This window comes from Pseudomonas sp. HS6-2 (assembly GCF_049325675.2).
Taxonomy (GTDB): Bacteria; Pseudomonadota; Gammaproteobacteria; order Pseudomonadales; family Pseudomonadaceae; genus Aquipseudomonas; species Aquipseudomonas putida_N.
Genome location: NZ_CM143906.1, coordinates 780,986 through 804,027, shown reverse-complemented (window position 1 = coordinate 804,027; position 23,042 = coordinate 780,986). Strand labels below are relative to the sequence as shown.

17 protein-coding genes and 1 pseudogene are annotated in these 23,042 nt (G+C 61.1%); 8 read left to right on the top strand and 10 right to left on the bottom strand.

Annotation, left to right across the window (positions count from 1 at the left end; genetic code table 11):
• Positions 1-77: 77 nt before the first annotated feature.
• Both ACOKS3_RS03695 and ACOKS3_RS03690 read left to right on the top strand, forming a co-directional pair.
• Positions 78-434: a hypothetical protein gene (locus tag ACOKS3_RS03695; protein WP_103445754.1), complete on the top strand. Its 357-nt coding sequence runs from the start codon at positions 78-80 to the stop codon at positions 432-434.
• Positions 435-502: 68 nt separating this feature from the next.
• On the top strand, positions 503-991 hold the full coding sequence (locus ACOKS3_RS03690) for a GreA/GreB family elongation factor (RefSeq protein ID WP_103445755.1): 489 nt from the start codon (positions 503-505) through the stop codon (positions 989-991).
• Positions 992-1,028: 37 nt separating this feature from the next.
• Here the strand turns inward: ACOKS3_RS03690 and gdhA are convergent, their stop codons facing one another.
• The 3 genes from gdhA to ACOKS3_RS03675 form a co-directional block, all read right to left on the bottom strand.
• Positions 1,029-2,369, bottom strand: a complete 1,341-nt coding sequence (gdhA, locus tag ACOKS3_RS03685; RefSeq protein WP_103445756.1) for an NADP-specific glutamate dehydrogenase — start codon at positions 2,367-2,369, stop codon at positions 1,029-1,031.
• 221 nt (positions 2,370-2,590) lie between these two features.
• On the bottom strand, positions 2,591-4,258 hold the full coding sequence (gene ettA, locus ACOKS3_RS03680; protein ID WP_103445757.1) for an energy-dependent translational throttle protein EttA: 1,668 nt from the start codon (positions 4,256-4,258) through the stop codon (positions 2,591-2,593).
• A gap of 276 nt (positions 4,259-4,534) precedes the next feature.
• Entirely contained in the window at positions 4,535-4,954 is a 420-nt protein-coding gene (locus tag ACOKS3_RS03675) for a hypothetical protein (RefSeq protein ID WP_103445758.1), read from the bottom strand.
• Between the two features lie 1,106 nt (positions 4,955-6,060).
• On the opposite strand from ACOKS3_RS03675, the pseudogene ACOKS3_RS03670 reads away from it, so the two are divergent.
• The 4 genes and pseudogenes from ACOKS3_RS03670 to ACOKS3_RS03655 form a co-directional block, all read left to right on the top strand.
• A pseudogene (locus ACOKS3_RS03670) lies at positions 6,061-9,045 on the top strand (sensor domain-containing protein); the annotation flags it as partial.
• Positions 9,046-9,216: 171 nt separating this feature from the next.
• Entirely contained in the window at positions 9,217-10,470 is a 1,254-nt protein-coding gene (glyA, locus tag ACOKS3_RS03665; RefSeq protein WP_027918253.1) for a serine hydroxymethyltransferase, read from the top strand.
• 147 nt (positions 10,471-10,617) lie between these two features.
• Entirely contained in the window at positions 10,618-11,211 is a 594-nt protein-coding gene (locus ACOKS3_RS03660) for a hypothetical protein (protein ID WP_103445760.1), read from the top strand.
• A 71-nt stretch (positions 11,212-11,282) separates the two neighbouring features.
• Entirely contained in the window at positions 11,283-12,239 is a 957-nt protein-coding gene (locus ACOKS3_RS03655) for an arsenic resistance protein (protein WP_422763313.1), read from the top strand.
• Positions 12,240-12,533: 294 nt separating this feature from the next.
• Here the strand turns inward: ACOKS3_RS03655 and ACOKS3_RS03650 are convergent, their stop codons facing one another.
• Complete coding sequence (locus ACOKS3_RS03650; RefSeq protein WP_422763312.1) at positions 12,534-13,463, bottom strand: malate dehydrogenase; 930 nt, start codon at positions 13,461-13,463, stop codon at positions 12,534-12,536.
• A 378-nt stretch (positions 13,464-13,841) separates the two neighbouring features.
• Here ACOKS3_RS03650 and ACOKS3_RS03645 point away from each other — a divergent pair, with 378 nt between their 5' ends.
• Positions 13,842-15,227, top strand: coding sequence for a GntP family permease (locus ACOKS3_RS03645; protein WP_422763311.1), 1,386 nt, complete (start codon positions 13,842-13,844; stop codon positions 15,225-15,227).
• Between the two features lie 32 nt (positions 15,228-15,259).
• Here ACOKS3_RS03645 and ACOKS3_RS03640 read toward each other — a convergent pair whose 3' ends face one another.
• The 5 genes from ACOKS3_RS03640 to ACOKS3_RS03620 form a co-directional block, all read right to left on the bottom strand.
• Complete coding sequence (locus ACOKS3_RS03640) at positions 15,260-16,072, bottom strand: class I SAM-dependent methyltransferase (RefSeq protein ID WP_422763371.1); 813 nt, start codon at positions 16,070-16,072, stop codon at positions 15,260-15,262.
• Positions 16,073-16,141: 69 nt separating this feature from the next.
• The gene (locus ACOKS3_RS03635) at positions 16,142-16,372 is read right to left on the bottom strand and encodes a hypothetical protein (RefSeq protein ID WP_422763310.1); all 231 of its coding nucleotides are present in this window, start codon (positions 16,370-16,372) and stop codon (positions 16,142-16,144) included.
• An 849-nt stretch (positions 16,373-17,221) separates the two neighbouring features.
• Positions 17,222-18,376 (bottom strand): Fic family protein, encoded by a 1,155-nt coding sequence (locus ACOKS3_RS03630; protein WP_422763309.1) that lies wholly within the window; start codon positions 18,374-18,376, stop codon positions 17,222-17,224.
• A gap of 562 nt (positions 18,377-18,938) precedes the next feature.
• Positions 18,939-19,460 carry a hypothetical protein gene (locus tag ACOKS3_RS03625; protein ID WP_097156208.1) on the bottom strand — a complete coding sequence of 174 codons (522 nt, stop codon included), beginning with the start codon at positions 19,458-19,460 and terminating at the stop codon, positions 18,939-18,941.
• Between the two features lie 235 nt (positions 19,461-19,695).
• Positions 19,696-19,899: a hypothetical protein gene (locus tag ACOKS3_RS03620; protein WP_190977247.1), complete on the bottom strand. Its 204-nt coding sequence runs from the start codon at positions 19,897-19,899 to the stop codon at positions 19,696-19,698.
• A 1,527-nt stretch (positions 19,900-21,426) separates the two neighbouring features.
• On the opposite strand from ACOKS3_RS03620, the gene ACOKS3_RS03615 reads away from it, so the two are divergent.
• Entirely contained in the window at positions 21,427-22,107 is a 681-nt protein-coding gene (locus ACOKS3_RS03615) for a hypothetical protein (RefSeq protein WP_190977246.1), read from the top strand.
• Positions 22,108-22,671: 564 nt separating this feature from the next.
• On the opposite strand, the gene ACOKS3_RS03610 is transcribed toward ACOKS3_RS03615, so the two are convergent.
• Positions 22,672-23,016 carry a hypothetical protein gene (locus tag ACOKS3_RS03610; RefSeq protein WP_054889950.1) on the bottom strand — a complete coding sequence of 115 codons (345 nt, stop codon included), beginning with the start codon at positions 23,014-23,016 and terminating at the stop codon, positions 22,672-22,674.
• Positions 23,017-23,042: the final 26 nt, after the last annotated feature.

Genomic DNA, 23,042 nt, shown 5'->3' with positions numbered 1-23,042 from the left:
CTTTGACACTGTTTTGACAGCTCCCTGACAAATCGCCACCTAGACTTTCCGGTATCTATCCAAGGGTCCAGGTGGTCATGTCGCGGTACTGGTTTGGTGTGTGCATTGCGTTGTTGCTGGCGGGTTGCGAAACCACCCACGATCAGATGGTCAACCACGGTTATCCCCCCGCCTACGCCGATGGCTATCAGGACGGTTGCAGCAGCGGCCGTCAGGCGGCCGGGCTGATGGTTGGCGACTTCAAGAAAGACGTCCCACGTTACCTGCACGATCGCCACTACGAGACTGGCTGGGACGATGGTTTCCGCCAGTGCCACGCGATGCAGAACAGCGAGGAACAGCGCCAGTACCATGAGCGCTTCTGGGACGAGCGTGATCGCGAGTGGCAGCAGGAGAAAGACCAGGGTGCCGCCCGTGCCTATCGCAGCAAGTAGGTCGCAAACGGACATCCACTGAAACCACCGGCCTGCCATGCTGGTCTCCAACAGAAGGAGGCCATTGCATGAGCCGAGCATTCGTCAACGAAGACCAGGCCGCCGCCCAGGCTGACCAGCCGGTGGAGCGGCGCGTCAGCGACCAGCCCAACTACGTCACCGCCAGCGGCCTGCGCCAGCTGCAGCAGCGTGTGAGCGAACTGAATGCCTTGCGCAGCGAGTTACAGGCTCAGGGCGAGCGCGGCGACAAGCAGCGCCTGGCCGATACCGAGCGGGACCTGCGTTATTTCAGTGCGCGAGTGCAGAGCGCGCAGGTGGTGCCATCGGCGACTTCACGCAGCAAGGTACAGATTGGCAGCCGGGTCAGGTTCGTCGACGAGCAGGGCAAGGAGCAGGTGGTACAGCTGGTGGGCGAGGATGAGGCGGATGCCGGGCGCGGGATGATCAACTGGGGATCGCCGCTGGGGCGGGCGTTGCTTGGTGCCGGGCCGGGGGATGAAGTGCTGTGGCGGCGGCCGGCGGGGGATCAGATGATTGAGATCATCGAGATCGGTTGAGGGCATGGGGCCGCAAAGCGGCCCCGCAGGCCTGGGATCAGACCACGCCTTGAGCCAGCATGGCATCGGCGACTTTCACAAAGCCGGCGATGTTAGCGCCCTTCACGTAGTTGATCTTGCCATCGGCCTCTTCACCGTAATGCACGCAGGCATGGTGAATCGACTGCATGATGTTGTGCAGCTTGCTGTCCACTTCACCAGCGGTCCACAGCAGGCGCATGGCGTTCTGCGACATTTCCAGGCCAGAGACGGCTACGCCGCCAGCGTTGGATGCCTTGCCCGGTGCGTAGAGAATGCCGGCCTCGATGAAAAGGTCAACCGCCGCCAGAGTAGTCGGCATGTTGGCACCTTCGGCCACGCAAATGCAGCCGTTGCGCAGCAGAGTACGGGCGTCTTCGATGTCCAGTTCGTTCTGCGTGGCACACGGCAGGGCGATGTCGCATGGCAGGGTCCATGGGGTCTGACCCTTGCGGAACTCCAGGCCGAACTGGTCAGCCAGCTCGCTGATACGGCCGCGCTTGACGTTCTTCAGCTCCATCAGCGCGTCCCACTGGGCGTCGGTCAGGCCGGCTTCGGCGTACAGGGTACCCTCGGAGTCGGACAGCGAAATCACCTTACCACCCAGGTCCATGACCTTGCGCGCCGCGTACTGGGCGACGTTGCCGGAACCGGAAATGGCCACGCGGCGGCCGTCGATGCGCAGGCCCTGACGCTTGAGCATCTCTTCAGCGAAGTACACGCAGCCGTAGCCGGTGGCTTCGGGGCGGATCAGGCTGCCGCCGTAGGTCATGCCCTTGCCGGTCAGCACCGAGGTGAACTGGTTGGCCAGGCGCTTGTACTGGCCGAACATGAAGCCGATCTCGCGGGCGCCCACGCCGATGTCACCGGCCGGCACGTCGCAGTCGGCACCGATATGGCGGTACAGCTCGCTCATGAAGGCCTGGCAGAAGCGCATGACTTCGGCATCGCTCTTGCCTTTCGGGTCGAAGTCCGAGCCACCTTTGCCGCCGCCCATGGGCAGCGAGGTGAGGGAGTTCTTGAACACCTGTTCGAAGGCCAGGAATTTGAGCACGCTCAGGTTCACCGAGGGGTGGAAGCGCAAGCCGCCCTTGTACGGGCCGATGGCGCTGCTCATCTGGATGCGGTAGCCGCGATTGACCTGAACCTTGCCCTGGTCATCGACCCACGACACGCGGAACAGTACAGCGCGCTCAGGCTCGACCATGCGCTCGAGGATCCCGGACTGCAGGTAGTGCGGGTTGGCTTCGAGGAAGGGCCACAGAGTACGCAGCACTTCTTCCACAGCCTGGTGGAATTCCGGCTGGCCCGGGTCGCGTTGCTGAAGGCGCGCGAGGAAATTGTCGACAGATTCGATCATGGTAGACATCTCACCAAGAGGATTGGACTTATTGGTTTTTTCTGGAATGTACCAAGAAGCAATCGCACCGGAATAGGGCGAAATGTCGTTTTTATGAAATTATTTGGTGCGTTTTATATAAGTGTATACAAAATAACCTTCGAATCAGGCGCTAAGCCGCTGTGAGCAGGCACAAAAATGGGGCCGCGAAGGGCCCCATTCTTGTGCATCAGAATACCCGCTTACTGGGCAAGCTTCTTGTGCCGTACGCGGTGCGGCTGGGCAGCAGCATCGCCCAGGCGCTTCTTGCGGTCGGCTTCGTACTCGGTGTAGTTGCCCTCGAAGAACACTACGTTCGAGTCGTCTTCGTACGCCAGGATGTGAGTGGCCACACGGTCCAGGAACCAACGGTCGTGGGAGATCACAATGGCGGCGCCCGGGAAGTCCAGCAGGGCTTCTTCCAGGGAACGCAGGGTTTCGACGTCGAGGTCGTTGGACGGTTCGTCGAGCAGCAGGACGTTACCGCCCTCCTTCAGGGTCAGGGCCAGGTGCAGGCGGCCGCGCTCACCACCGGACAGGTCCTTGACGAACTTCTGCTGGTCGCCACCCTTGAAGTTGAAGCGGCCAACGTAGGTGCGCGACGGGATCTCGTAGCTGCCGATCTTGATCATGTCGGAACCGTCGGAAACCTGCTGGAACACGGTCTTGCCGCCGTCCAGGTCCTCGCGGCTCTGGTCGACACAGGCCAGTTGCACGGTTTCACCGATCTCGATGCTGCCCGAATCCGGTTGCTCCTTGCCCATCAGCATGCGGAACAGGGTCGACTTACCGGCACCGTTACCACCGATCACGCCGACGATGGCGCCCTTCGGCATGGCGAACGACAGGTTGTCGATCAGCACGCGGTCGCCATAGCCCTTGGTGACGTTCTTGAACTCGATGACCTTGTCGCCCAGGCGCGGACCGGCCGGGATGTAGATCTCGTTGGTTTCGCTGCGCTTCTGGAATTCCTGGGACTGCATTTCTTCGAAACGCTGCAGACGGGCCTTGGACTTGGACTGACGAGCCTTGGCGCCTTTGCGCACCCACTCCAGTTCCTCTTTCATGGCCTTCTCGTGGGCGCTCTGCTGCTTGGATTCCTGCGCCAGACGCTCCGACTTGGCTTCCAGCCAGCCCGAGTAGTTGCCTTCGTACGGAATGCCGGCGCCGCGGTCCAGTTCGAGGATCCAGCCAGCGACGTTGTCGAGGAAGTAACGGTCGTGGGTAATCGCTACCACGGTGCCCGGGAAGTCGTGCAGGAAGCGCTCCAGCCAGGCTACCGAGTCGGCATCCAGGTGGTTGGTCGGTTCGTCGAGCAGCAGCATGTCGGGGGCCGACAGCAGCAGGCGGCACAGGGCCACGCGGCGCTTCTCACCACCGGACAGGTGTTCGATACGGGCATCCCAGGCCGGCAGGCGCAGGGCGTCGGCGGCGACGTCCAGCTGGCGCTCCAGGTTGTGGCCGTCGGCGGCCTGCAGGATAGCCTCGAGCTTGGCCTGTTCGGCAGCCAGCTTGTCGAAGTCGGCATCCGGCTCGGCGTAGGCGGCGTAGACCTCGTCCAGGCGAGCCTGGGCGTCCTTGATCACGCTGACCGCTTCCTCGACCACTTCACGCACGGACTTGTTCGGGTCCAGTTGCGGTTCCTGCGGCAGGTAACCCACGTTGATGTCGGGCATCGGACGGGCTTCGCCGTCGAATTCCTTGTCGACGCCCGCCATGATCCGCAGCAGGGTCGATTTACCGGCGCCGTTCAGGCCGAGCACGCCGATCTTGGCGCCTGGGAAGAACGACAGGGAAATATTCTTGAGAATTTCCCGCTTCGGCGGCACGACCTTGCTCAGCCGATGCATGGTGTAGACGTATTGAGCCAAAACCAAGCCCTCTAAATAGGTAAAGACATCGACGATCGCCCAGGCTTTGTGGCCAGGGGGATGTGTTTACGGGGTTTCATTGAACAAAGTCGACCATTCTACGCCAACGCGCGGCGTTGCACAGGGTGGTCGGATGGTGGGGTGGGATCGTTGTGATCCTGGCGGGCATTTATTGCCTGTGCCGGCCCTTTCGCGGGGCAAACCCGCTCCAAAGACCACCAGGCCTTTAGGAGCGGGCTTGCCCCGCAAAGAGGCCGCATAGCAGCCGAAGATGGCTCAGACGTGACGCTGCTTGTTAGCCTTGCCCCGCGGCAACCGGCAACGGTCGCTCTGCTCGGCCAGGCGCGCAGCATAAGCGGCCTTGACGCTGAAGCCGCCACTGCGGGCAGGCTGCTCGGCAACCTTGGCGGGCTGGGCAGGCTTGGCCGCAACAGCCGTGCTGACAACCTTGCCAGCCGGCTTGGCCACGGCCGCCACAGGTGCCTCTTCAGCCGGCGCTGCCGCCGCCTTGGCGGTCTTGCGCAGTTCAGCCAGCGATGGCGTCTTGTTCTTCGAGGCCGAAGCCGCGTCCGGTTTGTCCAGCGAACGCTGGCACGATTTGCAGGATACGTCCGCGGTCACGGCAGTGCTGACAAGGGTCTGACTGCTGCGCCCACAGGCGGAATCGAGGCCATTGGTGGAAAAGTGAGTAACCAAAACCGAACATCTCCGATGCGTTGTCATTGAAGCGGGCGGCATTCTCGCACAGGATGCAGGGTCTTGCCGAACGGGCCGGCTTCACCACGACCACTGGCACCGGACAACAGGGCTGGCACATTGCCATAATCACAGGCATGCTAGCCCGTTCGGAAGTCCGGCTTTATAGTGCGCAGCCGCGGTCCTGGCCTGTGCAGATACCGGCATACACCGTGCATGTTCTCTACCTGCCATCGCCAGCCCAATCGCAGGACCAACGCTTGACCGATCTCAATCATCCGACTCTGCTGCGCCCCGCTTCGCCGGCCCCAGTCGCTTCGCTGCGTGGTTCGGTCAAAGGTGCGCTGGCCCTGCTGGCCCTGATCCTGCTGGCTCTGCTGCTGTGGCAACTGTTCTCGCAGTTCCGCCACACCCAGGCTGACCAGCGCCAGCTGAACCTGGACGCGAGCGCCGAACTCGCCGACCACCTGAGCCTGAACATGGCGCTCAAGGCCCAGCAGGCCATCAATGTGGTCCAGCCCTACGTCAAAGCGCCGGCGCCCGCCGCGCTGCCGAGCCTGCTGGCGACCCTGCGCGAACGCCTGCCCGCCCTGCTCGACTTGGCCTGGCTGGACCATGCCGGGCAACTGCTCAGCGATAGTCTGGCCGGCAGCCCCGACCGCCAGTTGATTGACGAGCTGGTCGAACTGAACCAAGGCCGCAGCTACTTTTTCGCCAACTCGGCGGACAACCGCAGTGTCTACCTGCTGTTACGCCAAACGGCGGAACAGGATCGCGGCTACTGGCTGCTACGCCTGTCACCGGACTATTACCAGGCGCTCACCGTGCACCTGGACGGCCCCGGCCACCCGCTGTGGCTGCTGGAAAACAGCCGCAGCGGCGAAGTACTGGAACGCCATGCCCCGGCACAGACCAGCGGCGAACCGCTGCAAAGCGTGATGCTCGCCTTCATCGACAACAGCGCCTGGCAATTGCGTGGCCTGTTCGACGCCGGCCTGGCCCAGCAGAAGCTGCTGCCGGCACTGATCGGCAAGTGTCTGCTGGCGCTGTTCTGCGCCCTGCTGCCGGTGCTGGCGCTGGTCAACATGCGCCGTCGCCAGCGCGCGCTGCAGGAAGACCGCCGGCGCTACCAGGAAATCTTCGAAGGGACGGGCGTGGCCTTGTGCGTGCTGGATCTGTCGAGCCTGCCCGGCCAGCTCGACCGCTATCACCTGCGCAACCTGGCCGGGCTCAAGCAGAGCCTGGCACTGGACCCCGACCTGTGCCGCTCGCTGTTGCTGGAACTGAAGATCACCGAGATCAACCAGGTGGCGCGCCAGCTGCTCAATGTCGAGTGCCACGAAGGCGCCTGGCAACGGCTGATCAATGGCAGCGGCGTTGGCCGCGACAGCATCGGCATGCAACTGATCGACGCCCTGATCGAACAGCGCCCGTCGCTGGAGCTGGAAGTGCGCCTGTCCGCGCCGTTGGGCGGTGAGCTGCACCTGTGGCTGATGGCGCGCCTGCCGCAGCAGCGCCGCGATTACCAGGCGGTGATCCTCAGCATCAGCGACATCACCAGCCGCAAGCAGGTGGAGCTGTCGCTGCTGGAGCGTGAAAGCTTCTGGTCCGACGTGGTGCGCACTGTGCCCGACCAGCTGTACGTGCAGGATGTGCTCAGCCAACGAATGATCTTCAGCAACCGCCACCTCGGCCAAACCCTCGGCTACGACCGCACCGAGCTGGCGCAGATGGGCGACCGCTTCTGGGAGCTTCTGCTGCACCCCGAAGACGCCGCGCACTATCAGGCTATGCGCCAGCAACAGCGCGACAGCGCACACAGCCAGTCGCTGCACACCCAGCTGCGCTTCCGCCACCGTGACGGCGGCTGGCGCTGCTACGAAATCCGCGAGCAGGTGCTGACCCGCGACGACAATGGCCAGGTCACGCGCATCATCGGCGTGGGCAAGGATGTCACCGTGCAGATCGAGGCCAGCCAGTCGCTGCGGGACAGCGAGCAGCGCTACCGCATGCTCGCCGAAAGCATCAGCGACGTGATCTTCTCCACCGACAGCCGCCTGCAGCTCAACTACCTCAGCCCGTCGGTGCAGACGGTGCTGGGCTACCAAGCCGACTGGATCTTCGACAACGGCTGGCAGTCGATCATCGCCAACCCAGCCCAGCTCACCGGCATCTACAGCCTGATGGAACGGGTCAGCAAGGCCATGGGCGACAGCGAGCAGCTGGCACAACTGCGCAGCCAGCTGCCGACGCAACTGTTCCTGTTCGACTGCTTGCGCGCCGATGGCCGCAAGATCCCCATCGAATTGCGCCTGGTGCTGGTCTGGGACGAGCACCAGCACTTCGAAGGCGTGCTCGGCGTGGGCCGCGACATCAGCCAGCAACGCCGTGCGGAGAAAGACCTGCGCATGGCCGCGACGGTATTCGAACACTCGACCTCGGCCATCCTCATCACCGACCCGGCCGGCTATATCGTGCAGGCCAACGAAGCCTTCAGCCGGGTCAGCGGCTACGCAGTCGGCGATGTACTCGACCAGTTGCCGTCCATGCTGGTGGTCGAGGACCAACAGGAAAGCCACCTGCGCTACGTGCTCAAGCAGCTGCATCAGCGCGGCAGCTGGGAAGGCGAAGTGTGGCTCAAGCGCCGCGACGGCGACCATTACCCGGCCTGGGTCGGCATTACCGCTGTGCTCGATGACGAAGGCGACCTGGCCAGCTATGTGTGCTTCTTCACCGACATCAGCGAGCGCAAGGCCAGCGAACAGCGCATCCACCGCCTAGCCTACTACGACGCCCTCACCCACCTGCCCAACCGCACGCTGTTCCAGGACCGCCTGCATACCGCGCTGCAACAGGCCGAGCGGCAGAAGGCGTGGGTGGTGCTGATGTTCCTCGACCTCGACCGCTTCAAGCCGATCAACGACTCCCTCGGCCACGCCGCGGGCGACCGCATGCTCAAGGACATGGCCCTGCGCCTGCTGGCCTGCGTCGACGACGACGACACCGTGGCGCGCATGGGCGGCGACGAATTCACCTTGCTGCTGCAGCCGCGCGCCACCCGCGAAATGGCCCTGAACCGCGCCATTCACGTGGCCGAGAACATTCTTGGCAGCCTGGTGCGACCGTTCGTGCTCGAAGGCCGCGAGTTCTTCGTCACTGCCAGTATCGGCATCGCCCTTAGCCCGCAGGACGGCAACGAGCTGAGCCAGCTGATGAAGAACGCCGACACCGCCATGTACCACGCCAAGGAGCGCGGCAAGAACAACTTCCAGTTCTACCAGACCGAGATGAACGCCAGCGCGCTAGAGCGCCTGGAACTGGAGAGCGACCTGCGCCACGCGCTGGAACAGAACGAGTTCATCCTCTACTACCAGCCGCAGTTCAGCGGCGACGGCAAGCGCCTGACCGGTGCCGAAGCGCTGCTGCGCTGGCGCCACCCGACCCGCGGCCTGGTGCCGCCGGGCGACTTCATCCCGGTGATCGAAGAACTGGGCCTGGTGGTGGATGTCGGCGACTGGGTGCTGCGCGAGGCCAGCCGCCAGCTCAAGGCCTGGCACAAGAACAAGGTGCGCGTGCCGAAGGTGTCGGTGAACATCTCGGCGCGGCAGTTCTCCGACGGCCAGCTGGGCACGCGCATCGCCACCATCCTCGAAGAAACCGGCCTGCCGCCGGCATGCCTGGAGCTGGAGCTGACCGAGAGCATCCTGATGCGCGAGGTCAATGAGGCGCTGCAGATTCTCGCCAGCCTGAAGAACCTTGGCCTGAGCATCGCGGTCGACGACTTCGGCACCGGTTACTCGTCGCTGAACTACCTCAAGCAGTTCCCGATCGATGTGCTGAAGATTGACCGCACCTTCGTTGACGGCCTGCCCGAGGGCGAGCAGGACGCGCAGATCGCCCGGGCGATCATCGCCATGGCCCACAGCCTCAACCTGGCGGTGATCGCCGAAGGCGTGGAAACCCACGAGCAGCTGGAATTCCTGCGCGAGCATGGCTGCGACGAGGTCCAGGGCTACCTGTTCGGGCGGCCGATGCCGGCCAACCAGTTCGAGGCGCAGTTCGCCAACGCCGCCCTGTTCATGTTCCAGTGAGCACCCGCAAAAGCGGACTTTCGAGTCAACTCCAATCCCCGGCCAGCCCAGACACGGCGCGGGATGCAACATGAGCCCCATTGGTCCGCGACTTGATGCCACTTCATATGCCAGGCGCGGATCAATCGGTTAGAATGCCCCCCCAAATTACCCCGATCCTTGAGGACCGCCATGTTCAGCCGTGATTTGACCATTGCCAAGTACGACGCCGAGCTCTTCGAAGCCATGCAGCAAGAAGCTCTGCGCCAGGAAGAGCATATCGAGCTGATCGCTTCGGAAAACTACACCAGCCCGGCAGTCATGGAAGCTCAGGGCTCGGTCCTGACCAACAAGTACGCCGAAGGCTACCCAGGCAAGCGCTACTACGGCGGCTGCGAGTACGTCGACGTGGTCGAGCAACTGGCCATCGACCGTGCCAAGGAGCTGTTCGGCGCCGACTACGCCAACGTCCAGCCGCACGCTGGCTCGCAAGCCAACGCCGCGGTCTACCTGGCCCTGCTGTCGGCCGGTGACACCATCCTGGGCATGAGCCTGGCCCACGGTGGCCACCTGACCCACGGTGCTTCGGTGAGCTCGTCGGGCAAGCTGTACAACGCCATCCAGTACGGCATCGACGGTAACGGCCTGATCGACTACGACGAAGTCGAGCGCCTGGCAGTCGAGCACAAGCCGAAGATGATCGTTGCCGGTTTCTCGGCTTACTCGCAGGTCCTGGACTTCGCCCGCTTCCGCGCCATCGCCGACAAGGTCGGTGCCTACCTGTTCGTCGACATGGCCCACGTTGCCGGCCTGGTTGCCGCTGGCGTGTACCCGAACCCGGTGCCGTTCGCCGACGTGGTCACCACCACCACCCACAAGACCCTGCGCGGTCCACGTGGCGGCCTGATCCTGGCCCGCGCCAACGCCGACATCGAGAAGAAGCTGAACTCCGCCGTGTTCCCCGGCGCCCAGGGCGGCCCGCTGGAGCACGTGATCGCCGCCAAGGCCATCTGCTTCAAGGAAGCACTGCAGCCTGAGTTCAAGGCTTACCAGCAGCAGGTCGTGAAAAACGCCCAGGCCATGGCCGAAGTGTTCATCGAGCGTGGTTTCGACGTCGTTTCCGGCGGCACCCAGAACCACCTGTTCCTGCTGTCGCTGATCAAGCAGGAAATCTCCGGTAAAGATGCTGACGCTGCCCTGGGCAAAGCCTTCATCACCGTCAACAAGAACTCGGTACCGAACGACCCACGTTCGCCGTTCGTCACCTCGGGCCTGCGTTTCGGCACCCCAGCCGTCACCACCCGTGGTTTCAAGGAAACCGAGTGCCGCGAACTGGCCGGCTGGATCTGCGACATCCTGGCTGACCTGAACAACGAAGCGGTGATCGACGCCGTGCGTGAGAAGGTCAAGGCCATCTGCAAGAAGCTGCCGGTTTACGGCAACTGATTGGCGCAAGCCTGATGTGAAGAAGCCCGGCCTGGTGCCGGGCTTTTTCATGCCTGCGATCGGGCGCTGGAACAGCTTCCGGATAGGTTGAATGAACCAGGCTGCCTAACCTGCCACCTCCTCTGATAAACGAGCAGGAGGCCACCCATGGCTGATCACATAGCACTGTCGTTCACCGCCACCTTGCAGGTCGCTGAGGCGTCGATCAATGTATTGGGCGACATTACCAGCGGGCCCGTAACGCTGATGAGCCCGCATCAGGCGCCGGGATACGTCGTTGAAGGCGCCACGACCCTCGGCATGTTGAATGGCACCGACAAGGACTGGCATCACGGCCAGGAGACCGGGCTGATCACCTTCGAGCAAGCCGCCCAGCCAGCGGCGTTGCTGCTGTACTTCCGCCATGGCGAGATGGGTTATCGCCTCTATCTGCGCAGCGGCCCCCACACTGGCCATGGTGTGTTCATCACCGGCGATGGCCTGGTGAATGCCCAGCCGATCAAGGCAGAAGACCCAAGCCTGTGGGCGCTGACCGATGCGCAAACCGGTGAGGCGTTCGACCTGACCCAGCTTGAAAATGGCCGCAGGGAAATTCAGCTGGCCAGTGCGGATGGGCGTCCACTGGAAGTGCACAATCTGTATCCGGTGGGCGGGTTTCTGGCCTGCTACCCGGCGGCTCAGCAAGGGACCTTGAGCCTGATCATTCGGGAGCGCGGTGTCGATTGGCTCAAGCCGGCCTGATACGTCGTGCGCCACCCGACGTCACGTATTAACCTGTGCCACCCCAAGCACAACCCAGCACAGGCCCGGCCTTGACCAGAGAGCAACTCGAAACCCAGCAAATCCCGATCTACTTTGCCGCGGTGCTCGCTGCCGTTGTCTTCGGCCTGGCCAGCGACGCCGCGCAACACTTGCAAGCCCTGGTCCCCCCCGCCATCGCCGTGCTGATGTACGCGATGTTCCTGCAGATCCCCTTCCTCGACCTGCGCCAGGGCCTGGGCAACCGCCGCTTCATGACCGCCCTGCTGCTCGCCAACTTCATCCTCGTGCCACTGCTGGTGTGGGCCCTGACGCGCGGCTTGTCCGACCACCCGGCGATCCTCATCGGCGCCCTGCTGGTGCTGCTGACGCCGTGTATCGACTATGTGGTGGTGTTCACCCACATCGGCAAGGGCGACTCGCGCCTGACCCTAGCCGCCACGCCCGTGCTGTTGCTGGTGCAGCTGGTGCTGCTGCCGGTGTACCTGGGGCTGATGCTCGGCGACAGCAGCGGCGTAACCATCCGCATCGCCCCGTTCGTGGAAGCCTTCGTGCTACTGATCGTGCTGCCGATGATCCTCGCCGTACTGACCAGCGCTGGCGCCCGACGCTCCCGCGCGGTCTCGGCCTGGAATGACGCTTGGGCATGGATGCCGGTGCCCGCGATGACCTTGGTGCTGATGGCAGTGATCGGGTCGCAGATCGCTGCGGTGTTACGGGATTTTGATCGGTTGCTGCCGGTGATTCCGGTGTACGTCGCCTTCATGCTGCTGGCGCCGCTGCTTGGGTTCATCGCGGCGCGGCTGTTGCGCTTGCCAGTGGCCGAGGCACGCTCGGTGACCTTCAGTGCCGCGACGCGCAACTCGCTCGTAGTTTTGCCACTGGCACTGGCGTTGCCTGAGGACCTGCGCGGGTTGGCGGCAGCGGCAGTCATTACCCAAACACTGGTTGAGCTGGTAAGTGAATTGATTTACGTCCGAGCCGTCCCGGCCCTCATACGACCCCGATAGGCATTACCTCGAGCCCGAGCAGGAGCGGCCACACCGTAGCGCCGGGCCGGCCATAAGCCGTATTAATCACATCCAGCAAATCAGCCGATGAAGACTCAGTCCCCCTGAAGCAGGAAGATGATCCTGACGAGCGCATCAGCTCGCATTCGTGTTCTGTGCCTGATGCGCTTAATCCTCAAGCATCCGGAACTGTCCCTGGAGCTGACTACGTCCTGAGCGTAGTTTTGCCCGTGTTAATCGCCGGCCGCATGGCCGGCGATTAACCTATGCTGCGTAAGCTGTTGGTCCTTCGCCTCACAACGCCTTCATCTCCGCAATATCCCGCGCCACCTGATCCGCAGAGTGATCGAACATCACCTGCTCCTGCGCATCCAGCGGCAACTCGATCACCTTGGCAATCCCCTCCCCCGCCAGCACACAGGGAACGCCCATGGCGATATCGGTGCGCCCGTATTCCCCCTCAAGAATCGCAACCGCCGGCAAAATGCGGTTACGCCCATTGGCGATCGCATCCACCATCTGCGCAATGGCCACACCCGGCGCATCGCAGGCGCTGCCGACCTTCTTCAAACCCAGGATCTCGCCACCACCTTTGCGTGTGCGTTCGACGATCCGTTCGATCTGCTCATCGGACAGGAAATGCGACAGCGGCACCGAGCCGATCTGGCAGTAGCGCATCAGCGGCACCATGCTGTCGCCATGCCCGCCCAGCACCAGCGCCGTGATATCCCGGGCAGAAAACCCGGTCTCCTCGGCAATGAAGCATTTCATGCGTGCGGTATCCAGCACCCCCGCCTGCCCGAACACCTTGCCCCGCCCGAGTTTGCTCAGCGACCTGGCCCGATAGGTCAGCACATCGACCGGGTTCGACACCACCAGCACTGTCGCGGCCGGCGCATAGCGATTGATGTCGTGCATGATGCCGTCGAGGATGGGCAGGTTGATGCTCAGCACGTCCTGCCGCGACTGACCAGGCTTGCGCGGCACGCCTGCGGTAATCACCACCAGGTCCGAGTCCTGCAGCATTTCGGCCTTGGCGCCGCCAAGCACCCGGGTATCAGAACCTGACTCGACAGCCGCCTGCCAGATGTCCAGCGCCTTGCCCTGTGCCAGCTCACCCTGCACATCGAGCAGCATCAGCTCACGGCAGTACTCTTCCCGGGCAATGATCTGCGCCGCCGCCTCGCCCACGATCCCGGCACCCACGATTGATAGCTTGTTCACCTGACACCTCCCAGCGGCGCGCGCCACCAGGAGCACGCCTGCGTATACAAAGAAGTATTGCCTGCCAAGGCGAAAAGACCATGTGATGCGACCGCATGCTATTGACAGCATCCCACCGCCCCGGAAATACTTTGTAAAGATTCATATAGATGACCAAATAACAAGGTGAATCGCTCCATGACCGTACTGCCCAGCCCTACGCGTTTGCCCGGCGCGACACCTCCGTCCGCCAGCCCCATTCCTCCGAAATTCGAAGTTTGCGCATCCAGTCGGCCACCTGCCCGCGACCGATAACGGCTCGCTACTGCCCGCAGAAACCCTGCCATGCCTGCAATGCCTGAGTGCCGCTAGCGCGCCAGCCCAACCGAGATTCCCTGAATGACTCCCTTAGATATACAGCTGTTGCTGACCGCACTGGTCAGTGTCCTGGTGCTGGTAGCGCTGATCGTGTCCCGTCTCAAGATGCACCCGCTGCTGGCCTTGCTGGTGGTGTCCATTGGCGTGGGCTTTGCGACCCGCATGGAGCCCGGCAACATCGTTTCCCACCTGCTCACGGGCGCCGGCAAGACACTGGGTGCGGTCGGGGTGGTGATCGCGCTGGGCGCGATGCTCGGCAAGATCCTGGCGGACGCTGGCGTCACTGAGCAGGTCGCGGATGTGATCCTCAAGCGCACCTCGGACCGGATGATCCCTTGGGCAATGATGCTGGTCGCCTTTGTCATTGGCATCCCGATGTTCTTCGAAGTGGGCCTGGTGATCATGCTGCCGTTGATCTTCAGCGTGGCGCGCAAGCTGGAAGGCAAGGCCCGCTTCCAGGGCTCGGCGTATGTGTATGTCGGTGTGCCGGTGATATCAGCGCTGGCCGCCATGCACGGCATGGTCCCGCCGCACCCAGGCCCCTTGACCGCCATCGCTGTGCTCAAGACCTCGGTTGGGCCGACCATGCTCTATGGCTTCCTTGCCGCGATCCCGGCCATGATCCTGGGCGGCCCGCTGTATGGCCTGTTCATTGCGCCGCGCATGAGCACGCGGCCCGATCAGGCCCTGCTGGACCAGTTCACACTGACTGAGAAAGCCGACGGCCAACCCCGCCCGGGCGTAGTGGTCGGCATGCTGGCCGCGCTGCTGCCGGCGATCCTGATGCTGGTGCATGCCGTCGCCGAAATGCTGCTGCCCAAAGGCAATGCGCTGCTGGAACTGGCCAGCTTCCTGGGCAACCCGTTGATCGCCATGCTGCTGGGCGTGCTGTTCGCCGGCGCGAGCCTGGTGCTCGCGCGCGGCGGCGACGCCGAACAGCTGCGTGATGCGCTGGGCAAAAGCCTCAAGCCTATCGCTTCGATCATCATGATCATCGCCGGGGGCGGTGCCTTCCAGGAGATGCTGACCAGCGCCAAGGTCGGCGATGCCATCGTGCACCTGACCCAGCAATCGGCCTTCCCACCGCTGATCCTGGGGTGGCTGATCGCGATGCTGCTGTCGGTGTCTACCGGCTCCGCCACGGTCGGTATCGTTGGTGCAGCCGGCCTGCTGGCGCCGCTTGCAGGTGCTGACCCTAGCCTGAACCTGCCGTTGCTGGCCCTGTCGATCGGTTGCGGATCGCTGTTCTTCAACTATGCCAACCATGCGGGCTTCTGGATGGTGAAGGAATCTTTTGGCATGACCATGGGTGAGGCCACCAAGACCATCTCGGTGGTGCAGTCCATCGTGGCCGTGGTCGGCTTGATCGTGGTGTTGACGTTGAATGCGGGGATTACGGTGGGCTGAGCCGGGGAAACCGGCCTTGCTCATCAGCTTCCTCAGCGTTTTTCTGCGACCAGGGTGTAGCACATTGGTATTTGTGCTGCGCCCTGCTCATAGACGTCGTAGACCTCCTCCCGATTGGAATGCGGGTATTCGTCGAATGCACGAAGGCTCAAGCCCGCGCCAGTAACGCTCATGAGCACATCGCTCAGCGGGTGGAGATGCCAGTAAGACTGCAGCTCGTTTGGCTCGGCCTTGCCTTCGTAGACAATGGCGCCCGTTTCCACCAGTGGTTCGGTCAGAAAATAGGAAGTGCTGATGCGCCAAGGGTCGCGGGCTTCGGGGTCGAGCATTTCCAGGAAGGGGTGGGTTTCGTAAATCACTAGGGTGCCGCCCGGTTTCAGCGTTCTGGCAACGTGGCTGAAGAACAGGGCGAGGTTGGGCATCCAGTTCAGAACACCGATGGTGATCAAGGCGACATCGAAGCGCTCGTTGAGGTTTGCCGGGAGCTCGTGGATGTCGGCTTCGATGAAGTCTGGCGAGTAAGGGGATATCTCGGCTAGCTCGTGCGCTTGCTTGAGAAACGCCGAAGATTGATCGACGCCCACCACTTCCAATGCGCCAAGGGCAAACAGCGAAAGCACTTCGCGGCCATTGTTGCAGCCCAGTTGGATAGCGGCTTTTGCCGTTAGGCCTACCTGCTCCAACTGTTTAGTCAGGGTCGAATCCAGGCAAGAAAAGTCTTTGTGAGCAACGGCATCGATGAGCTGGCTCCAGGCAGCGCTTCGCCGATGGTGATCGGCTGATGCATTCCAGGCATCACGGTTTTTGGCGATGACATCCCTGTGAGAAACCATCTTTAACCTCATCTTTCGTTGTTGAGGCTTATGACAGTAGCAGCTGCGCCAGCTGTAGGCTGGCGACAGCACTGTTGCCATTCAATCGACCAGATCGCTCAATTCGTTGGGGTCGATCATCTTCCCGCATTGCTCACTGGCCAGCCGGCTGATGATCCGGATTGCCTGGTGGATGCCTGCGGTGTTGCGGAAGCTCAGGTAAGGGTTGTGTTCGCACTCCAGCACCTCATCGTGCTGGACCAAGGCTTCGCCGAGCAGTTCGAGGGTCCAAGCGTAGCTTTGGATGGTGGACAAGCGTTCCTGGTCAGTCATGGGGCACCACCTTTGGGTTGGAGGTGGGACGAGCCAGATCGCAGATCGGGTAGCAGCGGTGAGGTTTGGGAGCCGGCGCGGGGCGGCGGCGGAGAACGGATGCGAGGATCCTGGATAGGCTTCGGATGAGCATGCATGAGGTCCTTTTCGGTTGAAGCACCACGCTGACCGTCGCCAAACGGTTAGGGTGGCAGCTGTACGCAGGTTGGCGAACCGAGGAAAAGGAACCCGGCAGACCCGAAGGTCTCCCACGCACAGCCGCCATTACACGAAACTGCGGACGCAAAAAAAGCGCCTGCAATCGTGGTCGGGGCGCCGTTGCGCCTTTTCGTACGGGTCGCCAAACCCGGTCGCGGAAATGGCCGCGACTGGGGCAATTTATCCCCACGAGGCTGCTTTCGCAAGCGCCTGCGTCATTCAGAAAGGCAACACAGGACGTAGGAAGAATAAGAGCGACTAAAGCTCTGCTTCGCCCCAATATTTGATATGTCGGCGAAGCCAGATCGATGAGGCAAAAGAGAAGGCGACCTTCTCCCGGTCGCACGTGGATGTTACCGAGGCCGCAGTCGCAGCAATTCTTTAGTTTCCGGATACACGATCCAACGCGTCAGAACCCAATCGAATCATCGGCCATATGGTGGGGCCTACTGACTGTCCCTACGCCAGTGAGCGCCAGCTTCAACGCTGCCAGAATCGGGGGCCAACTGCTGGCAGGCCATACCCGAAACGCGCCATTACAGTCATCGGGTTTATCCTCGGAAATTTGTCTTGGAGGGTCTAACTTTCTGCCTTAATCGATTGTTTCAGCGGGTAACTGGATTGCCTCGGGAATGAGGGTAGAAGGTGCTTTCACGGTCTATCGAGTGGCTCTGGGATGAAACCTTGGTCTCTCAACGCTTTGATCACGCCCCGTATCAAATAATTGTTCGAGAAACCGATCGTGTACTGCCTTGACCCCGGGCTGACCGGTAGCAGCATCCCCTGCTCCACCAGATTCTTGATCTGGTAGGTACGTTGGGCCGCAGTGAGCTTTGGGACTGCCTGTGCAATGTCGGCAGATTTCACAACTTTCATGTTTATCGCACAGACCAGAATCTGCTCTTCGACTGAGGTGATCCATTCTCGGCTGCGCGCATAACTTACGGCTGGGGACAGAACCGATTTTGTAAGGTAGCCATACTGGGTGAGCTTATCCACTTTCTCCAGCTCATCACGAATGCCCTCAAGCACATAAACACACCATGCCTCCAGCCCCGCCGCTGTACCTCTATCGGCCATCCCCAACATGGAGTAATACTTTTCCCGGTCGTTGCAGAACACTGCCGTCGGATTCAGTACCCTGCCGCCCACGTTCACATTGAAGCCATACTTCATTATCAGCGCGTAGGTGAGCAGCCTTACCACTCGTCCGTTGCCATTACCGAATGGGTGAATCCAGCCGAAGCGATGGTGCGCCAGGGCGACCTTCATCAATGCGTATTTCGGCGAATCGTCGCGGTTGATGAAGCTGACCAATTCCTGCATGTACTGCGGCACCAGCAGCCCCTCGGGCGGGAGGTGATCCGACTGGGAAATACGCACCGGCCCTTCACGGTATGCACCGGGTGCGCGGTCTCCTTCGCGACGCAGATCGACCACCGTCATGGCGTGCAGCTCGCGGATCATGTGCTCCGTCAGAGCCACGCCGGGCTGCATCACCTGCTCGATGTAATCCATCGCCTTCTCGATGTTGGCGACCTCCAGCAACTGATCGGTGCTTTCCGCTGTGCCTTCGACCTTGCTGTCGATGTAGTCCGCCAGGGTGGTGAGGTTACCCTCGATGCGCGCAGATCCCAAGCTCTCCAAGGTATGGAAGATGTCTTTGAGCTGGAAGAAAACCGGTGCCGGGGTGTCGCCTTCTAGCCGTAACCTGCGCAGGAACTCAAGCTCGCTCAACACGTCGACCAAGGGTGAGTCGAAGGAGGGGTTCAGCAACTGGAGATCGTGGTGAGAAAATTGCGGCATCTCTGAATTATCTCTAAGCGGCTATGAGATTATCTCGAATTTTTTGGATTTTGAGCCCGTATTCATTGGGCTTAAGCTTTCTATATAAAAGCATTATCTCGAAATCCGCGCAACCCTAAGTGGAAAAGGCACGTCGAAATGTGGAATTCGACCCGTTGTTGGGTGCAAGCCTCGGAGCCGAGAAGAGACGAAAAATCACAGGCAAAAGAAAACCGCCCACGGGGCGGTTTCATTGGCTTTCACGGATCTTGGAGATACTCCGCGAAAAGAATGTCTGGTGCGGAGACAGGAGTCGAATCGGGCACCTTTAGCCCAGTAAAACAAGGCCTCCAGGTAGCATGAAGCCACCACTGTATACCTAAACATATACCTAAACCGAAAAGTACCCCGACGGTGAACCATGAACGAGCCCTCCTAAGAGGGCTTGTCATTACCCCTTCTTCGGGGCCGGTGGCGGCGGAGGTGGCGGGGGTACGCGCCTTGGTAGATCAACATCACTCTTGATGTTTCTCATCGGTGGCGGCGGCGGTGGCGGCGGCTTTTGCTCGGACATGAAGTGCTCCTATGGGTGGGTAGATATGTAGATCGGCAGGAAGGAGATCATCGACCAAATCACAGCGTAGATGACGTTCTTCGACAAACCGTCAAGCTCGTTGCTTCGTCGATCGTTGTTGGTGGCATTCCTCGTTGCTCCCATGACGTAGTAATCCATCATGATCTGCATGAAGAAGCTGTTTGCCTGCTCGACGCTTCCGTCGTAGTAATCGATCAGCGTCTTCCGATGTGCCTCTAGCTTTTCGGCCACCGGTATAGCGAGGTCATCGAAACGGACACGCCACGCCCAGGCGAAATGCCACATCGCTCTGACAACGAATATCCCTGCCCCGAAGTACAGAATCCAGAAGTAGATTCCCGCGGTGGTTTCTGTCGGCGGGGCTTTGGGAAGCAGGTAGGAGAGGAAGCTCAAAAGAGCTACGATCAACGCGAGCGGCAGATTCAGCCTGGAGATTAACTTCTCCTTACGGTCAGCCTCAGCGAGGTAGATCTTCTCGTACAGCTTGTACTCCTCATCATCGGACCTCATGTCACAGCTGCTCCCTCTGAACTTAGCGGCTTTGGGCCATCATCCTTCCTAAGCAGCTCGATGCCAAGAGCGTGTAACTGGACGATGCTTGGGGGGTTGTGTATAGCCATTGTTTAAGCGATGGCCAGGGGGTTGTGTATAGCCGGGCTTGAATACCCCAAATCGCTGGAGGCGCACAGGCGTTGCTATGACAGCAACCCCTCGCCCGGCCGGATGCCGGAAAGTTTGCCGGTATCTACAACCCCATCTGCCTGATGATCCTGCGCGGTTCCATTCCATTGCGAAGCGCTCGGCTGGCGTCCATGGTCATCTGGTCGAGCGCCTTGCTCTCGAATGCCTCGGCCATGGCGGCGGCCTTTCTTACGATCAGTAGCGCCAGCTCAGGCGGAAACTGGATGGGTTCCTGGGCGGGTAAGTAGTCGCAGTCGATAACGGACATGGTGCGGCCCTCGATGTGGTGGCGCCTGATTATCTGATAACTGCCCAGTATCCGGGTAGTTTGCACTAGGTTGCCCGGCCACCTGCTCCGGCCTGCTGTCAGGGTCTTCCACATCAAGGCAGATCAGCAGGCCCGCGTCGGGCGATGTGGCCTGTTTTGATCTTCGGCAATAGTCCGGTTTCAAACCGGAGAAATCGCGCCAGCCGTATGCCAGGTAACGATGCTGGCGTTACCGCCATCGCGGCGCGAGGTTACCAATATCAGTCGAGACTGCTGGAATTGGTAGTTTCGCCAAGGCTGGCCAGCCCCAGGCGATGCCCCGAGCTTTCGGGGCATCTCCGTCTCGGAGATACCTTTGCCGCAAGGGCGTGGTGATCTCCACCATCCCTTAGCAGTGGTGGTGACCATGGCCCGCTGCGCAGGGGGTGGATCACTTTGGCCACCCCCTTTGCAGGCCCGGCATGTCAGGTTTTGTCAGGTTCTGAACCGCCCGATTTCTCTTGACGAGCACACTTGGAAATTCTTGACGGTCTCCGCTCCCACAGGTCAATCGGATACAGCGCCAGCCCTTGCACAGCAAGGCTTACAGCCAATCCTGCTCAAGCGCCAGTGGCTGAATCCGTCAAGGCCCTGTCAAGGATTCCGTCAAGGCCTGTCAAGAATTTCGCCGCCCCTGGCCATTCTGGACGAGTAGACGCCGGTCGATGGTGGCCACCATCCCGCGCATCAGGAAAATCACCGCTCCCACGACATTCCATCTGCTGGTGCTGGTCCTGATCCGTCCAGAGCCTGTCCAGAATTCCGGCCTCTGTACTAGACGGGATTGCCCGCGCCAGCCCCTCACGCATGGGCCCAGGCCAGGCCCGGCAAGTGATCCAGCGAGTCGGGCCACCGACCACCGTCTATCGCGGTCTAGTGCGGGTCTAGTTTCACCTGGCAACTCTGGACGAGCTTACGGCCGGAGCAGCCCGCCACCAGACTGGCAGCCCAGCCATCACGCGCCATAGTGCCAGCACCACCACGCAAAGCCTGCGCCAATCCGTCCAAAGCGGTCCAAAATCCGTCAGGGGTCTGTCAGGGGTACGACATTGCCAAGGCCTTTACTTTGACGACCTCCAGCACCGGAAAGGCCTCAGACGCCCAGCCACAGGGGCTACTGCCGTCTGCCTAGCCCGTGTTCCGTCAAAGCGTGGTCAAAGAAGCGCCCAGCACCACTGACAATGTGAGACGGCGCCGGCCACCGCTTTTACCGGCATGGCTTGGCACCTGGCATCGGGCGCCCAGACCATGCGGGTTCCGTCTCATGCCTGTCTCACATTCGGTAAAGGCCCGGTAAAGCTACGCCGGCCAGCCTACCGTGTGGATTTCGACACAGTGGTACCTGAAAAAACCTGAGATTTGATCGGCTGGCGCTGAGCTGCGAGCATGACGTACGCCAGCATGAAATAATGGGGCCTCGCATTAAATTGACATTTCATGCGTAGAATTTGATTATTGCGCTAAATCACCAAGACCGCGAGGCCAACCATGGCATTTCGAGCAGATGAAGCAGCGCGAACCCGATATGAAGATGCGGTGAGGTATCTGATCCCACGATCAATCAACACGAACGCACAGCAAGCGACACGGAGCCGCAATCGGCTAGCAGAGATCGTAGAAGAGATCGGCCCCGTCGTAGATGCATATCCGTCCTGGCATCCTTTGGTTTCCAGCCATAGCCCCGAACACCGTGAACTGGCCCGGTTGCCAAGTAGGGAAAGCGGATACAGCGGCTTGGATCACACGGTCTTTTTTGCCAATGGCTTCATTACCTGCCCCTATCGCGATAGCCAGCGAGGTCAGCGAGTATTCGACTCGGTAGCAGCGCTACCAAATCAAAACGTCGCTACTATCACTGCCGAATCTCTGGATGTTCAGTTCTATAGCCCGGATGCTCAGCCCATACTTGTAAAATGCGAATGGGGGCTTGAGCTTGAGGGCTCAATGATCCCCCTGGCGATCGCCATGCCACTGTTTCTGGAGAAAGAGGTTCCTACGTGGAGATCTTCGCAGGTGGCGGAAACATGGGAGACGATGCGCCCCTACATCCTAGGTTCACCATATGGGCGCAGATCATCGCTTTTCGTAGGCCAGGAAACCGGTCAAGCAATGAAGAAGGTATGGGAGGCTCTCATCAGCTCAGGGATGTTTGGGCCCGTCTACCAGTGACCCACAACCAGGTTCGCGCCATGGGGGTTGCGAACCTGGCGCGAACCACCGGTGCGAACTGCCCCAGCACCAGCGCCAGAATGCGTACTAACAGTGCGTACCTGGCTGCGCACCGTCGCAGGGTTGCGCACTCCGACTGCGTGACGATTCGAGCGTGAAGCGCTGCACGAACCAGGCCAGGGCACTGCCTGCTGGAGCTGCTATTTCGTGGATACCAGGGTGGATACCGAGTGATCGGTTCCGCGCCAGCGCCCCGGCCAGACGTTGACAAATGTTGACATCGGAGCGGCCCAGCACCGCCCGCCGGGCTCCCACCCTGTTAGCAAATGTTAGTGCCTGGCCGGGGCTGGCCAACCCTTCCGCCTGTTGAGAAATGTTGAGGTTTGGCGCTGGCGCGGAGAGTATCGGGCGCCACTACCAGGCTGGTTACCAGGTGCGGTTACCAGCGTTGGTTACCACTACGCATGGCCAGCTCAACGAGACAGACGATATGGTCTGAGTGAGATGTTTTGGTCTGTCTCGCGCCACAAAACTGTGAGGTCGCATTTCGTGGCGCGGTAACAGTCACAGGCAATTCTTTGTCGACTCCAGCGCCGTCGCCTTCCCTGCCCCAAAGTCGAGATATGAGCGCTGATAGAACTTAACATCGCTCCCGCTGGCCGCTTTGCTGATTTGCAGAATTTCATTGGTGTTCATGTCGTTCCCGCTCAACAACCTGTAGCCGTTCTCAGTCTCGCTCAAGGTCGCATCCGGCCTCGATTCCTGCCATTGAGGAAAAACACACAAGGCATATTGCTTGGGCGACTTGTGAGTCTGAGCAGCATAGGTGGGCCCCTTCTGGATCAGCTCGCCGGGCGAATAACACCCGGCAAACGAAAGGGCAACGGCTGAGATTAAAGCGAGGCTCATACACCGCATGGGGCAGTCATCCATTA